Here is a 12,184-nt window from a genome sequence, read left to right on the forward strand (position 1 = left end):
TTTTATTGACGGCAGCTGAGCCGATGGGTAACGTCTCATTCGTCAAAACATTCAGGGAAACGCTATGCTAAATCTACGTCATATCGACCATATCGCCATCATTTGCAGCCATTACGAAACCAGCAAGCGTTTTTACTGCGACACTTTGGGGTTAAGCTTGTTAGCTGAGGTGTATCGCGAAGAGCGCGACTCATGGAAGGCAGATCTGGCGCTTAATGGGCAATATATTATTGAGTTGTTTAGTTTTCCTACGCCTCCTGCCCGCGTCAGCCGTCCTGAAGCCTGTGGTTTACGCCATTTAGCCTTCAGTGTAGAAGATATTGATGTGGCGATAGCCGGGCTAAATGCCGCTGGGGTTATCTGTGAACCTGTGCGTATTGACCCTTATACCGGCAAGAAATTTACCTTTTTTGCCGATCCGGATAACCTACCGCTAGAACTTTATCAAACTCGCTGATAAGTCGAGTGCAGCGCTTTCAGGAAACGAAGATGTCTCTTTCTCTGCTGGATAATCTGGCACAACAGATCGCCGGGCGGCAGCAATTATGCGTGGCGTTTAGCGGTGGGCTGGATTCATCGGTGTTACTGCATGCGCTGGTTAGCTTGCGAGCAACACAATTGCCGCAACTGCAACTGCGAGCCATTCATATCCATCACGGGTTGAGCCAGTTTGCTGACCAATGGGCAGCGCATTGCGAAGAAATTTGCCGCTCATGGCAGGTTGAACTCAAGGTTTCTCGGGTGACGGTTGATGCCAAGCATGGCGGAATTGAAGCCGCAGCACGCAGCGCCAGATATCAGGCTTTTTCTGATTACTTGCTGCCGGCAGAGACTCTGGTTACTGCGCAGCATCTTGATGACCAGTGTGAAACCTTTTTGCTGGCATTAAAACGCGGCAGTGGCCCTGCCGGGTTATCAGCCATGCGCCAGCAGGCGAACCATGATTACCTTTTATTACGTCCATTGCTGTCATGTAGCCGTCAGCAGTTGGAAGCTTATGCCCAGCTTTCCGCTATCCGCTGGATTGAAGATGACAGTAATCGGGATGTACGTTTTGACCGCAATTTCTTACGCCTGCAAGTATTACCACAGCTTTATCAACGCTGGCCGCACTTTGCTCAAGCAACGGCGCGGAGTGCCAGCTTGTGTGCAGAACAAGAAGCCCTGCTTGATGAGTTGCTTGAAGAGTCATTAAACCGCTTAATCGATCAACAGGGGAGCTTATCTGTAGATGAGATGCTCTGCATGTCGGCTTCGCGGCGCGATGCTCTATTACGCCGCTGGCTTGGCCGCCATCATTTACCGATGCCGGCCAGAGAGCAGTTACAGCGGCTTTGGGATGAAGTGGCGCTAAGTCGGGATGATGCAACGCCGCAATTACAGCTCGGCGCAATAACCGTCCGCCGTTTCCGCCAGCGTTTATATGTGGTCGGTAAGATTTCAGGTTACAAAGACGTCCAGTTTTCTTGGGAACCTAATCAGAATTTGGTATTGCCCGATAACTTAGGCACATTACGATTGTTACGGCAGGAAGAAGGCAATGCGCAGTGTGTGCGGCAGCTGCGAGAAGGCGAGCAACTATCTGTCCATTTTTATGCGATAGAGAAAATTCAAATAGTTGGTCGACAGCATGCCAGGGAGCTTAAGAAGCTTTGGCAAGAGCTGGCTATTCCGCCTTGGGAGCGTGACCGTATCCCGCTAATTTTTTATAATGAACAACTTATCGCTGCGGCGGGCGTGTTTGTTACTCGTGAAGCTCAGCCAGAACCACAAGAAAGCGAATGGTATCTTGTCTGGGAGAAAAACTAGCGAGCGCTAGAAAAAGATAATAAAAAGGGCAATCTTGCGATTGCCCATTATGATTCAGATTACGAGTGGAGGAACCTATTCTGCGCTTACTACAACAGTACCGATTTTAGGATGACTGAAGCTTTCAATATGGTCCAATCGTAGCTCACGCGTTGTCCCTGCGGCCTCAACGATCAGATATTCCACTTTCTTGCGCATCAACAGGTCATTAGCTTTAGCTTCCACGACTTCTCCGCTTCGTAATGTAAGCGTTAAAACCAGATGCCCCTGGCAGGCAAGCTCGAGATTATCGTAATCATCGCAATTGATGGGTTGGTACTCATCATTCATCGACATAATCGCTCACCAATAAGTTAGCGGCGGCATAAGCCGCCTGTTCCCGGACGGAAGACGCAATATCAGTATTCGCTGCTATTTCGTCTAATGCCTTTAGTACACAGCCCAATGCGTCGGGCACATAACCAAGATCGCCACTGGCTATCTCGGCATATTTACGGCGTACTAACTCAGAGTAGTGCTGCATAGATCCTCCTTTAGAGCGGTTTGAAATCTACTGCTTAAAATCGATTCCAAACGTGTTCTAAAACCCTTTATACCGCATGGTTATTTTTTGGAGACCTAGCGACATAAACTTGGCATATGCAACGACTATAGCACAGGAGTTAATGAGATATTAGCCGTCGATTATGGCTTTAATCACTACTTACATATCCTTTATAAGGAGAGGGCATTTTGGGGGAGTGAGAACTTACCGGGCGGGCTAATACGTTGGCAGAAATCGTTACGGCGAGTTAACAAAATGGATGTTTCACCGACATTCTTTCTCTAACTAATGCTGATTATGGTAATTTATCGCCCAGATAAAAGTACATCCAGAGAATGTCGTTAGCATGAAAAACCCTTTAATACTTTCAATATCTATCCTCTCCATTTGTGGGATAAGTTTTTGCGCGCAAGCGGGCCAGGAAAGCTTCTTTGGCGATCATACTGATGTCACTCTCGGTGCGGCCGGTGAGTACGCGCCACGTTACTTGGGATCATCTGAGAGTGAATTTCGCCTAATGCCAGTTATCCAACTGCAAAGAGGGGCGATGTTTGTCGACTCAACGAAAGGCGTGGGTTATGACCTGCCGATTGTCGGCGGCTTTTATCTCGAGCATTCGCTGGGATTCAGTTTTGGTCGCTCTGAGCAAAATAACCTATGGCGCGACGGTTCCAATAATTTGCGCGGAATGGGGGATATTAAAGGCGCACTTAATACATCTTTTTCATTGGGGTACCAATTCAGCCCGCAATTAGCGGCTGATGTGATGGCGACATTGCCACTGACTGCAAGTCAGGGCGTGGCGTATCAGGCGACTGTGCAGGGAATTCTGTGGCAGAAAAACGCCGATGAGATTGATTTTGAAACCGATATTCTATTTGGTGACCACCGAAACAATATGCTGTTTTACGGCGTGTCTGCTGAGCAAAGTGCTGATTCAAACTTCAAACAATATAATGCAGCCGGTGGCCTTTATGGTGAATCACTCATATTGAGCTGGAATCACCAATTTTCTAAATCCTGGAAAACCGTGGTTGCGGTGGATTACACCTATCTTAATGATAAAGCAGCTAATAGCCCGATTATTGACCAGCGCAATAACGTGACCGAAACGCTAGAAGTTGCCTATTCATTTTAAATTTTACTCTGTACTAGAAGCGCTAAGACCGGTGAACAACATGTGATCCCCGTCCCGGCTTTCAAGTACACTGTGGCTTCATTGATTTAGAGGTTTCCCATGGCGTTAAAAGCGACAATTTATAAAGCTGCTGTAAATATTGCCGATATGGATCGCAATTTTTTCTACGATGCTAGCCTGACTCTGGCTCAGCACCCTTCAGAAACAGAGCAAAGGATGATGCTGCGTTTACTAGCTTGGATATGCCACGCTGATGAACGTTTAATATTTACTCGAGGTTTGAGCGCTGAAGACGAACCGGAAATCTGGCGTAAAAACGACCATAACGGTATTGAGCTGTGGGTTGAATTAGGTTTACCCGATGAGAAACGTCTGAAAAAGGCCTGCAATCAATCGCGTAATGTCGTGCTTTATGCGTATGGCGAGCGAGCGGCTAAAGTGTGGTGGGCACAAGCACAGTCTAAGTTACAAGGGCTTAGCAACCTTTCTATCCGTTACATTGATGATGAGTTGTTAGCGCAACTGGTCACTTTTGCTAACCGAAGCATGACTTTGCAAGCCACACTGCAAGATGGAACTATTTGGCTTTCTGATGCTCAGAGTAATCTGGAGCTTCACTTTACTGAATGGCAGATGTCTGACTGGAAACATGAAGGAATGTAAGGTTGTTGATACTTTCTGGACGGTTAGAAATACCTGATAGCGAAATTGATTTAACGGCCATTCGTGCGCAGGGTGCGGGCGGCCAAAATGTTAATAAAACCTCAACCGCTATCCATCTACGTTTTGATATTAAAGCCTCCAGTTTACCGGAGTATTACCAGCAGCGTTTGTTGGCATTTAAAAGCCATTTGATTACCGCCGATGGGCTAGTGGTTATCAAGGCACAAGAACATCGCAGTCAGGAACTCAATCGAGAAGCGGCGCTAGCCAGACTAGCGGCGCTCATTGAGCAAGCTATGATTGTTGAAAAAACTCGACGAGCGACGAAGCCAACTAAAGGTTCTAAAATTCGACGGATTGAAAGTAAAGTTCGCAAAGGAACAACGAAAGCTCTGAGAGGAAAAATTCGTCAAATCTGAACATTTGCCCAATTTATACCTATACCCAAAATAATTGGAGTTACATCAGGGCGACAAGGGAGCGCATCTCGATGAGCTTACTACGGTCAAGTGATTCGGGTAAGCAACTGCAGTCAACGCAGAGGAAACTTCAAGTATGGCGAGTATATACCTAAAAAACGCCGGGATGTGGCTAGCATCTCTGCAACTTGACGTATGACGGGTATAGATATTTATTAAATACAGGTAATGATTTCGGAATGGCAGGGATACAACACAGTAGGAGAAAACTGTGAGAAAACTAATTCTTACTGCAGTATTGGCATTAGGGGCATTTTCGCTGATTGGTTGCCACAATAAAGTTATCGAACCTGAGCAACCGTTACGCCCGATGCAACAGAGTTTTATGGGGGTTTTACCTTGTGCTGACTGCTCGGGAATTGAGACGTCGCTGTTCTTGCAAGAAGATGGTACCTATGTGCTCAACCAGCACTACCAAGGTACGCCAGGAAAAGAATTCAGCAGGGCAGATTATGGCACTTGGGCACGTACGGCAGATAAACTGGTCTTGACCGATAAGCAAGGTGGAAAGCGTTACTTCCATCCTAACGGTGAGAACCTGGATATGCTCGATGTAGATGGCAATGCGATTAAGTCATCGTTCAACTATCAATTGAAACCTGTGCAGCAAAGCATGCCTAAAACACCGATGGCGTTGTCCGGAATGTTACAGTTCAATACGGATAAGGCATCCTTCATTGATTGCACAACGGGAAAATTAATCCCAGTGGCTGTCAACGTGCAACTGCATCAAGAGTATGTGAAAGCGCAAAGTACGCCTAACCAACTGATCTTCGTTTCAATGGATGGTCATTTCACTGTTGAGCCTTCAGATGACGATCGTCAGTGGCAAAAGGCATTGGTGGTTGATGGGCAAATAGCCTTTGATCAACGCAAGAACTGCGACAGTAAATAATAGAACATACGCTGAGTCTTAAAGCTCAGCGCGTGATCCATAGCAAAATGCCCTGTTAAACAGGGCATTTTTTTATACTATTACTGGCGTTATCAGTTTTTGATATTGGTGAGTAGGAAATCGACGATTTCGCTAGTTTTAAGCATCTGCTTCTCACCGGTACGGCGGTTTTTGTATTCGACTTCTTCGGCATCTAGATTACGATCGCCGATAACAATTTGATGCGGCACGCCAATGAGTTCCATATCGGCAAACATCACGCCTGGGCGCTCTTTACGATCGTCAAGGATCACATCAATTCCTTTTGCTTTCAGCGTCTGATACAGCTCTTCAGATACGTCTTTCACGCGGAAGGATTTGTGCATGTTCATTGGCAAAATAGCCACATGGAAAGGTGCGATCGCATCTGGCCAGATAATACCGCGGTCGTCATGATTCTGCTCAATAGCAGCAGCAACGACGCGAGTTACCCCGATACCGTAACAACCCATCGTCACAACTTGATTGCGGCCATCTTCACCCTGAACCGTCGCTTTCATCGCTTCAGAATATTTGGTGCCTAACTGGAAGATATGGCCGACTTCGATGCCGCGTTTAATCAACAGGGTACCTTGACCATCTGGGCTAGCATCGCCTTCGACCACGTTACGAATATCAGCAACTTTAGGCAACGCTACATCGCGCTCCCAGTTAACACCGAAATAGTGTTTACCATCGATGTTAGCACCAGTGCTGAAATCACTCATTGCGGCGACAGTGCGGTCAGCAATGACTGGGATTGGCAGATTAACAGGTCCCAGAGAACCAGGACCGGCATTAACCAGCGCACGAATTTCATCTTCAGTAGCGAAAGTCAGTGGCGCAGCAACCAGCGGCAGTTTCTCTGCCTTCACTTCATTCAACTCATGATCGCCACGAACCAACAGAGCAATCAGCACATGGCCGCTTTCATCGCTGGCTTTAACCATCAGGGTTTTTACGGTTTTTTCAACCGGAACCTGGAACTGCTCAACCAATTCGGCGATAGTTTTGGCGTTTGGCGTGTCAATCAGGCGCATTGTTTCGCTCGCCTGTGCACGACCTGCAGCTGGTGCTACTGCTTCTGCAAACTCGATGTTAGCGGCGAAATCAGAACCGGTAGAGAAGACGATATCGTCTTCGCCACTTTCAGCCAGAACCTGGAACTCATGCGAGGCGCTGCCGCCAATAGAGCCAGTATCAGCCTGCACGGCGCGGAAGTTCAGCCCCATGCGGTTAAAGATTTTGCTATACGCGGCATACATGCCATCGTAAGTTTCTTGCAATGATTCCTGTGTGGCGTGGAAAGAGTAAGCATCTTTCATCACGAACTCACGAGAACGCATCACACCAAAACGTGGGCGAACCTCGTCACGGAATTTCGTTTGGATCTGATAAAAATTCAGCGGCAATTGCTTATAAGAGCTGATCTCATGACGCATCAGATCGGTGATAACTTCTTCATGCGTTGGGCCAAGAACAAAAGGGCGGTCGCCGCGGTCAACAAAACGCAACAGTTCAGGGCCATATTGTTCCCAACGGCCGCTTTCTTGCCACAGGTCGGCAGGCTGTACTACGGGCATAGAGACTTCAATCGCATTCGCGTTGTTCATCTCTTCGCGCACGATGTTTTCGACTTTCTTAAGTACGCGCAAACCGGTCGGCATCCAGTTATAAAGACCGGAGGCAAGTTTGCGGATCATCCCGGCGCGCAGCATCAGCTGGTGGCTGATGACTTCTGCATCGGCTGGCGTCTCCTTCAGTGTGGAGAGCAGGTATTGAGTTGTACGCATGATGTGTTGATTCCGTTAGCACTGCAAATTGCATCGGGCTGCCTGATGACAGCCAAAAACGTAAAAGTACGCTAGTTTACCAGCGACTGGGGATTGTCAAAAGAGAGCAGGCAGAAATTTAGCTTCTGTCCAGAGAGATAACCCTATTCCGTTCGCCAATGACTTTCCAGCGAACGTTAAACTCGAGTAGCAAGACCGCGTAATCTCGTTCTTTATCTTCGCCTTTACGATAGGCTGGACGAGGATCCTGGCCTAATACTTGGCTAATAAAACGGCGAAGATGCGGATAACGTAGCCGGTTCTGTTCTAGCTGATATTCTGCTTGCTCAGAAAATTCGACTGGCATATTCGCGGCTGGCGCATGTTGGGCAAATCCGGCCGTTGCTGCTGGCTGACTTTCGGCAAAAGGCAAATAAGGTTTGATGTCCACCACCGGCGTACCGTCAACCAAATCGAGACTGCCCAGTTGCAGTATGACCTCTTGCCCCTGGCAGCGAATATCTTTTAGTTCAACTAACGACATTCCCAAAGGATTGGGGCGGAAGGTTGAACGGGTAGCGAAAACGCCGAGTCTCGCATTACCCCCTAAACGAGGAGGTCGAACCGTTGGACGCCAGCCGCCTTCCATTGTCTGGTGAAAAATAAACATCACCCACAGATGACTGAAATCTTCGAGGCCTCTGACGGCTTCTGGTTGATTATAAGGAGCAAGCAAATGCAACTCGCCCGTACCATCCTCAACCAGGCCTGGTTGGCGAGGGACGGCAAATTTTTCTTTATAAGGGGAACGAATCACCCCTATTTGATTAAATGAAAAGGCGGTCATTTAAAGGTGACGTCAAGCGCCGAACCCTGACAGACGGCCTGCTGGTTGCAACCAGCGACACCACTAATAATTTGGCACTGATGCAATAGCACCGCATTGGCTTTCATTGACGCCGCGTGTGACAACATACGTTTGCGTGCGGTAAGCATATTTGGCGGCGTATCTTGCATACTCGGTTGGCAAGACTCACCCGATACTTCACCTAAATCACGGAAAGGTGTTCCCACTAAATCTCCGGCGTCTTTATAGAGTTTGATTGGGACAGGCCGCGCGACGACGGGTTTACGTTTTTCAGGTTTTGGTTCTACTGTTGTTGGCTGTGTTGCAGTAACTGGCTGTGTTTTATGCGTAGCGGAACATCCCGCGAGTAAAAGCGCTAACAAACAGAGAGGTAAAGCGCGCATCGTGTATCCTCTGCTTTTTGATATGAGGTAAAAGAGGCGTTATTGAAGCAAGGTATTGGAAAAATAACAAGGAGAGCCGAAGCTCTCCTTGTTATTTATCTATCCCTGTAGCCCGGTAAGATGTTGGGCTGTCGGCCGCTTTTTGAAGCAAGCGAGGAGGGATTTGTCGCATAAACAGATTTTATTGCTTACGACTTAGTCGTATTACCAGCCTTTAACCGCGCCGCCGTTGAAGACTTTGTTCGCCGCGTCGCTGACTTCATCAGATTGGTAAGCTTTGACGAAGTTTTTCACGTTCTCTGCATCTTTGTTGTCTTCACGAGCAACAATAATGTTTACATAAGGTGAGTTTTTATCTTCAACAAAGATACCGTCTTTTTCTGGAGTCAGACCAATCTGGCTTGCATAGGTGGTGTTAATCACAGCCAGAGCAATTTTGTTGTCATCCAGAGAGCGTGGTAATTGAGGTGCTTCAAGCTCAACAATTTTCAGGTTCTTAGGGTTTTCAGTCACATCAAGAACAGTTGGCAGCAAACCAACGCCATCTTTAAGTTTGATCAAACCTTCTTTTTGCAACAGCAACAGAGAACGACCTAAGTTGGTTGGATCATTAGGGACGGCAATTTGGTCACCCTCTTTCAATTCGCTGATGGATTTAATTTTCTTAGAATAACCAGCAATCGGGTAAACGAAGGTGTTGCCAACGGGTACCAGTTTGTAGCCACGATCTTTGATCTGTTGATCTAAATAAGGCTTGTGCTGGAAGGCGTTAACATCGATATCGCCTTTGCTCAGAGCTTCGTTAGGCAGGACATAATCGTTGAACGTCACCAGTTCAACATCAAGACCATATTTCTCTTTCGCGACTTTAGCCGCAACTTCTGCAACTTGCTGTTCGGCACCAACAATCACACCGACTTTAATGTGGTTCATATCTTCTTTCTTTGGACCACAGCCTACTAAGGCAACTGCACCCAGAAGTACACCCGCTACTGCAAGAGATTTAAATTTAATGGACATGTCCTATCCTCAATACATTTATTATGTTGAGATTAATTGCAAACAGCAGAGTGTTCACTCTGCTGTCATTGCTGCGTTATTTGTGGGTAACAGCTTTTACAATGCGTTCGCCACACAGTTGAATCAAATACACTAATACCACTAACAATACTAACACCGTATTCATTGCTGTAGCGTCATAGCCAATATAGCCATATTGATAGCCAATTTGTCCTAAACCGCCAGCACCTACCGCGCCACCCATTGCTGAATAGCCAACCAAAGTAATCAGAGTAATGGTTGCTGCATTAACTAAACCAGGCAAGGCTTCAGGCAGTAATACTTTACGAATAATTTGCAGTGGTGATGCACCCATTGCGCGTGCGGCTTCAACCAAACCGCTAGGAATTTCCAACATGGCGTTTTCAACCATGCGCGCAATAAAGGGAGCTGCACCAACGGTCAGTGGAACAATCGCAGCTTGTAACCCGATAGAGGTTCCCACGATGACGCGAGTGAATGGAATCATCCATACCAACAAAATAATAAAAGGTATTGAGCGGAAAACGTTGACCAGAGCCGATAACACCCGATAGAGGTTTCTATTCTCGGCAATCTGTCCTGCACGAGTGACATAGAGCAGTACGCCAATCGGCAAGCCAAGAACAAAACCAAAGAAACCAGAAGTCAGCGTCATTATTACCGTTTCCAGTACGCCGCGGCCCATTAACGCCATCATTGCTTCAGACATAACCGAGCACCTCTACTTTCACTTGATTCTCGTGCAGGAACGCGATTGCCGCCTGCGTATCCTTATCTTCGCCGTGCATTTCTGCCAGCATAATGCCGAATTTAACGCCACCGGCGTAATCCATCTGCGCACTGATAATATTGTTGTTAATGTTAAAATTACGCGCGGCTTGAGAAAGCAGCGGTGCATCAACAGATTGTCCGGTAAATTCTAAACGTAATAGAGGAACAAGACCCAAGGCTGCTTCAGGTACTAAACGTTGTGCATAGTCATCGGGAATATCCAGATGCAGCGTTGACTGAATAAACTGTTGCGCCAGCGGAGTTTTGGGATGAGAGAACATCTCGCTGACTTTATCTTGTTCGATCAACTGCCCATTACTAATGACCGCAACCTGATCGCAAATGCGTTTCACCACGTCCATCTCATGGGTGATTAATAAAATAGTCAGCCCTAAGCGGCGGTTAATGTCTTTTAGTAATTCGAGAATAGAACGAGTGGTTGCCGGGTCCAGTGCACTAGTGGCTTCATCACATAGCAAAACCTTAGGATTACTGGCCAGGGCGCGAGCGATAGCAACGCGTTGTTTCTGTCCGCCTGACAGATTTGCTGGATAAGCGTCTTGCTTGTCTTCTAAACCGACCAGTTTTAGTAATTCGCTTACGCGTTTTTTAATCTCTGTACTGGAAAGATTATCTAACTCCAGCGGAAGGGCGACGTTGCCAAAGACCGTACGTGATGACAGCAGGTTAAAGTGTTGGAAAATCATGCCAATTTGACGGCGTGCGTGGATCAGTTCTTTTTCAGAAAACGCGGTGAGATCTTGCCCATCAACCAGAACTTTTCCTTGTGTTGGACGTTCCAGCAAATTGACGCAGCGTATCAGTGTACTTTTACCTGCACCTGAAGAGCCAATGACGCCATAAATTTGCCCAGCAGGAACGTGAAGACTCACGTCAGACAGCGCGGTGATGGTTCGCGAGCCCTGCTTGAACACTTTGGTGATGTTAGAAAGTTTAATCATATTCTTCTTATTTTGTCTTTAGAGCCGCAGCTCGATAACAGAAATACATTAGTAATAAGTCCTTTTCGTGATGTGGATGCTAAGGCGTCTAGACGTCTAAGTCAACCAAGTTGACATTCTCTCACCTCGGTAATCATGCGATACTGATAATGTTAACCAGTCCCCAGGAGCTACTACGTGACACAATCTGTTCCAGCAATCTTTCTTGACCGTGACGGTACCATTAATGTCGATCACGGTTATGTTCATGAAATTGACGACTTCCAATTTATCGATGGCGTTATTGAAGCGCTGATTAAATTAAAAGAGATGGGCTTCGCGCTCGTCTTGGTCACTAACCAATCTGGTATTGCTCGCGGTAAGTTTACCGAAGAGCAGTTCTTTACTTTGACCGAATGGATGGACTGGTCTTTGGCAGACCGCGGCGTTGATTTAGATGGTATCTATTTCTGTCCACATCACCCCGAGGCCAGCGTTGCAGAATACAAACAAGTCTGCGATTGCCGTAAACCGGAAGCGGGGATGTTCCTTACTGCTAAAGAAGAGCTAAATATAGATATGGCTGCTTCTTATATGGTAGGTGATAAAATCGAAGATCTGCAGGCAGCTGTGGCAGCTGGCGTTGGAACCAAAATTTTAGTCAGAAGCGGAAAACCGGTCACAAAAGAGGGCGAAGCCTTGGCGGACGCGGTTCTCGACAGTGTTGCCACTCTTCCAGAGGCAATTCGCAAAGGTGTTAAATAAAGCGTTTTGAGTAAAAAAGAAACGGTCAGATAATTATTTGCGATTATTTATCAAAAGGGGGTTGCAGGCTTTCTGAAACTCCCTATAATGCGCCTCC

15 protein-coding genes are annotated in these 12,184 nt (G+C 46.9%); 7 read left to right on the forward strand and 8 right to left on the reverse strand.

Translation table 11 applies throughout. The features are described 5' to 3' along the window. Positions 1-64: 64 nt before the first annotated feature. Both ACL9RG_RS21150 and tilS read left to right on the forward strand, forming a co-directional pair. Positions 65-457 (forward strand): VOC family protein, encoded by a 393-nt coding sequence (locus ACL9RG_RS21150; protein ID WP_422794631.1) that lies wholly within the window; start codon positions 65-67, stop codon positions 455-457. Positions 458-489: 32 nt separating this feature from the next. Further along, positions 490-1,809 (forward strand): tRNA lysidine(34) synthetase TilS, encoded by a 1,320-nt coding sequence (gene tilS, locus ACL9RG_RS21155; RefSeq protein ID WP_422794632.1) that lies wholly within the window; start codon positions 490-492, stop codon positions 1,807-1,809. 75 nt (positions 1,810-1,884) lie between these two features. On the opposite strand, the gene rof is transcribed toward tilS, so the two are convergent. Further along, on the reverse strand, positions 1,885-2,145 hold the full coding sequence (gene rof / locus ACL9RG_RS21160) for a Rho-binding antiterminator (RefSeq protein ID WP_422794633.1): 261 nt from the start codon (positions 2,143-2,145) through the stop codon (positions 1,885-1,887). Beyond that, positions 2,132-2,332, reverse strand: coding sequence for a YaeP family protein (locus ACL9RG_RS21165; RefSeq protein ID WP_422794634.1), 201 nt, complete (start codon positions 2,330-2,332; stop codon positions 2,132-2,134). Before ACL9RG_RS21165 ends, rof begins: the two co-directional genes overlap by 14 nt. 367 nt (positions 2,333-2,699) lie before the next feature. On the opposite strand from ACL9RG_RS21165, the gene ACL9RG_RS21170 reads away from it, so the two are divergent. From ACL9RG_RS21170 to nlpE, 4 genes are all read left to right on the forward strand, one after another. After that, entirely contained in the window at positions 2,700-3,491 is a 792-nt protein-coding gene (locus ACL9RG_RS21170; RefSeq protein ID WP_422794635.1) for a MipA/OmpV family protein, read from the forward strand. 99 nt (positions 3,492-3,590) lie between these two features. Continuing rightward, on the forward strand, positions 3,591-4,154 hold the full coding sequence (locus ACL9RG_RS21175; RefSeq protein ID WP_422794636.1) for a YaeQ family protein: 564 nt from the start codon (positions 3,591-3,593) through the stop codon (positions 4,152-4,154). A gap of 2 nt (positions 4,155-4,156) precedes the next feature. Continuing rightward, positions 4,157-4,573 carry an alternative ribosome rescue aminoacyl-tRNA hydrolase ArfB gene (gene arfB / locus ACL9RG_RS21180; protein ID WP_422794637.1) on the forward strand — a complete coding sequence of 139 codons (417 nt, stop codon included), beginning with the start codon at positions 4,157-4,159 and terminating at the stop codon, positions 4,571-4,573. A gap of 271 nt (positions 4,574-4,844) precedes the next feature. Beyond that, entirely contained in the window at positions 4,845-5,528 is a 684-nt protein-coding gene (gene nlpE, locus ACL9RG_RS21185; protein WP_422794639.1) for an envelope stress response activation lipoprotein NlpE, read from the forward strand. A 92-nt stretch (positions 5,529-5,620) separates the two neighbouring features. Here the strand turns inward: nlpE and proS are convergent, their stop codons facing one another. From proS to metN, 6 genes are all read right to left on the reverse strand, one after another. Continuing rightward, positions 5,621-7,339, reverse strand: a complete 1,719-nt coding sequence (gene proS, locus ACL9RG_RS21190) for a proline--tRNA ligase (RefSeq protein WP_422794640.1) — start codon at positions 7,337-7,339, stop codon at positions 5,621-5,623. Positions 7,340-7,457: 118 nt separating this feature from the next. Next, positions 7,458-8,165 (reverse strand): tRNA (N6-threonylcarbamoyladenosine(37)-N6)-methyltransferase TrmO, encoded by a 708-nt coding sequence (gene tsaA / locus ACL9RG_RS21195; protein ID WP_422794642.1) that lies wholly within the window; start codon positions 8,163-8,165, stop codon positions 7,458-7,460. Then, the gene (rcsF, locus tag ACL9RG_RS21200; RefSeq protein WP_422794643.1) at positions 8,162-8,569 is read right to left on the reverse strand and encodes an Rcs stress response system protein RcsF; all 408 of its coding nucleotides are present in this window, start codon (positions 8,567-8,569) and stop codon (positions 8,162-8,164) included. The genes tsaA and rcsF overlap by 4 nt, the downstream gene beginning before the upstream one ends. A gap of 204 nt (positions 8,570-8,773) precedes the next feature. Next, positions 8,774-9,589 (reverse strand): MetQ/NlpA family lipoprotein, encoded by an 816-nt coding sequence (locus ACL9RG_RS21205; protein WP_422794644.1) that lies wholly within the window; start codon positions 9,587-9,589, stop codon positions 8,774-8,776. 76 nt (positions 9,590-9,665) lie between these two features. Beyond that, a complete protein-coding gene (locus ACL9RG_RS21210) occupies positions 9,666-10,319 on the reverse strand; it encodes a methionine ABC transporter permease MetI (protein WP_422794645.1) in 654 nt (217 codons plus the stop codon). After that, positions 10,312-11,343, reverse strand: coding sequence for a methionine ABC transporter ATP-binding protein MetN (metN, locus tag ACL9RG_RS21215; RefSeq protein WP_422794646.1), 1,032 nt, complete (start codon positions 11,341-11,343; stop codon positions 10,312-10,314). Before metN ends, ACL9RG_RS21210 begins: the two co-directional genes overlap by 8 nt. Before the next feature lie 177 nt (positions 11,344-11,520). Here metN and gmhB point away from each other — a divergent pair, with 177 nt between their 5' ends. Next, on the forward strand, positions 11,521-12,087 hold the full coding sequence (gene gmhB, locus ACL9RG_RS21220) for a D-glycero-beta-D-manno-heptose 1,7-bisphosphate 7-phosphatase (protein WP_422794647.1): 567 nt from the start codon (positions 11,521-11,523) through the stop codon (positions 12,085-12,087). Positions 12,088-12,184 lie beyond the last annotated feature (97 nt).

Origin of the sequence: Rouxiella sp. Mn2063, assembly GCF_049319665.1 — a bacterium.
Lineage (GTDB): Bacteria > Pseudomonadota > Gammaproteobacteria > Enterobacterales > Enterobacteriaceae > JBMOUD01.

Bases quoted from the DNA above. Each gene is read 5' to 3' on its own strand.
- ACL9RG_RS21150 (WP_422794631.1), top strand. From the start codon at position 65: ATGCTAAATCTACGTCATATCGACCATATCGCCATCATTTGCAGCCAT.
- tilS (WP_422794632.1), top strand. From the start codon at position 490: ATGTCTCTTTCTCTGCTGGATAATCTGGCACAACAGATCGCCGGGCGG.
- rof (WP_422794633.1), bottom strand. From the start codon at position 2,145: ATGTCGATGAATGATGAGTACCAACCCATCAATTGCGATGATTACGAT.
- ACL9RG_RS21165 (WP_422794634.1), bottom strand. From the start codon at position 2,332: ATGCAGCACTACTCTGAGTTAGTACGCCGTAAATATGCCGAGATAGCC.
- ACL9RG_RS21170 (WP_422794635.1), top strand. From the start codon at position 2,700: ATGAAAAACCCTTTAATACTTTCAATATCTATCCTCTCCATTTGTGGG.
- ACL9RG_RS21175 (WP_422794636.1), top strand. From the start codon at position 3,591: ATGGCGTTAAAAGCGACAATTTATAAAGCTGCTGTAAATATTGCCGAT.
- proS (WP_422794640.1), bottom strand. From the start codon at position 7,339: ATGCGTACAACTCAATACCTGCTCTCCACACTGAAGGAGACGCCAGCC.
- tsaA (WP_422794642.1), bottom strand. From the start codon at position 8,165: ATGACCGCCTTTTCATTTAATCAAATAGGGGTGATTCGTTCCCCTTAT.
- rcsF (WP_422794643.1), bottom strand. From the start codon at position 8,569: ATGCGCGCTTTACCTCTCTGTTTGTTAGCGCTTTTACTCGCGGGATGT.
- ACL9RG_RS21205 (WP_422794644.1), bottom strand. From the start codon at position 9,589: ATGTCCATTAAATTTAAATCTCTTGCAGTAGCGGGTGTACTTCTGGGT.
- ACL9RG_RS21210 (WP_422794645.1), bottom strand. From the start codon at position 10,319: ATGTCTGAAGCAATGATGGCGTTAATGGGCCGCGGCGTACTGGAAACG.
- metN (WP_422794646.1), bottom strand. From the start codon at position 11,343: ATGATTAAACTTTCTAACATCACCAAAGTGTTCAAGCAGGGCTCGCGA.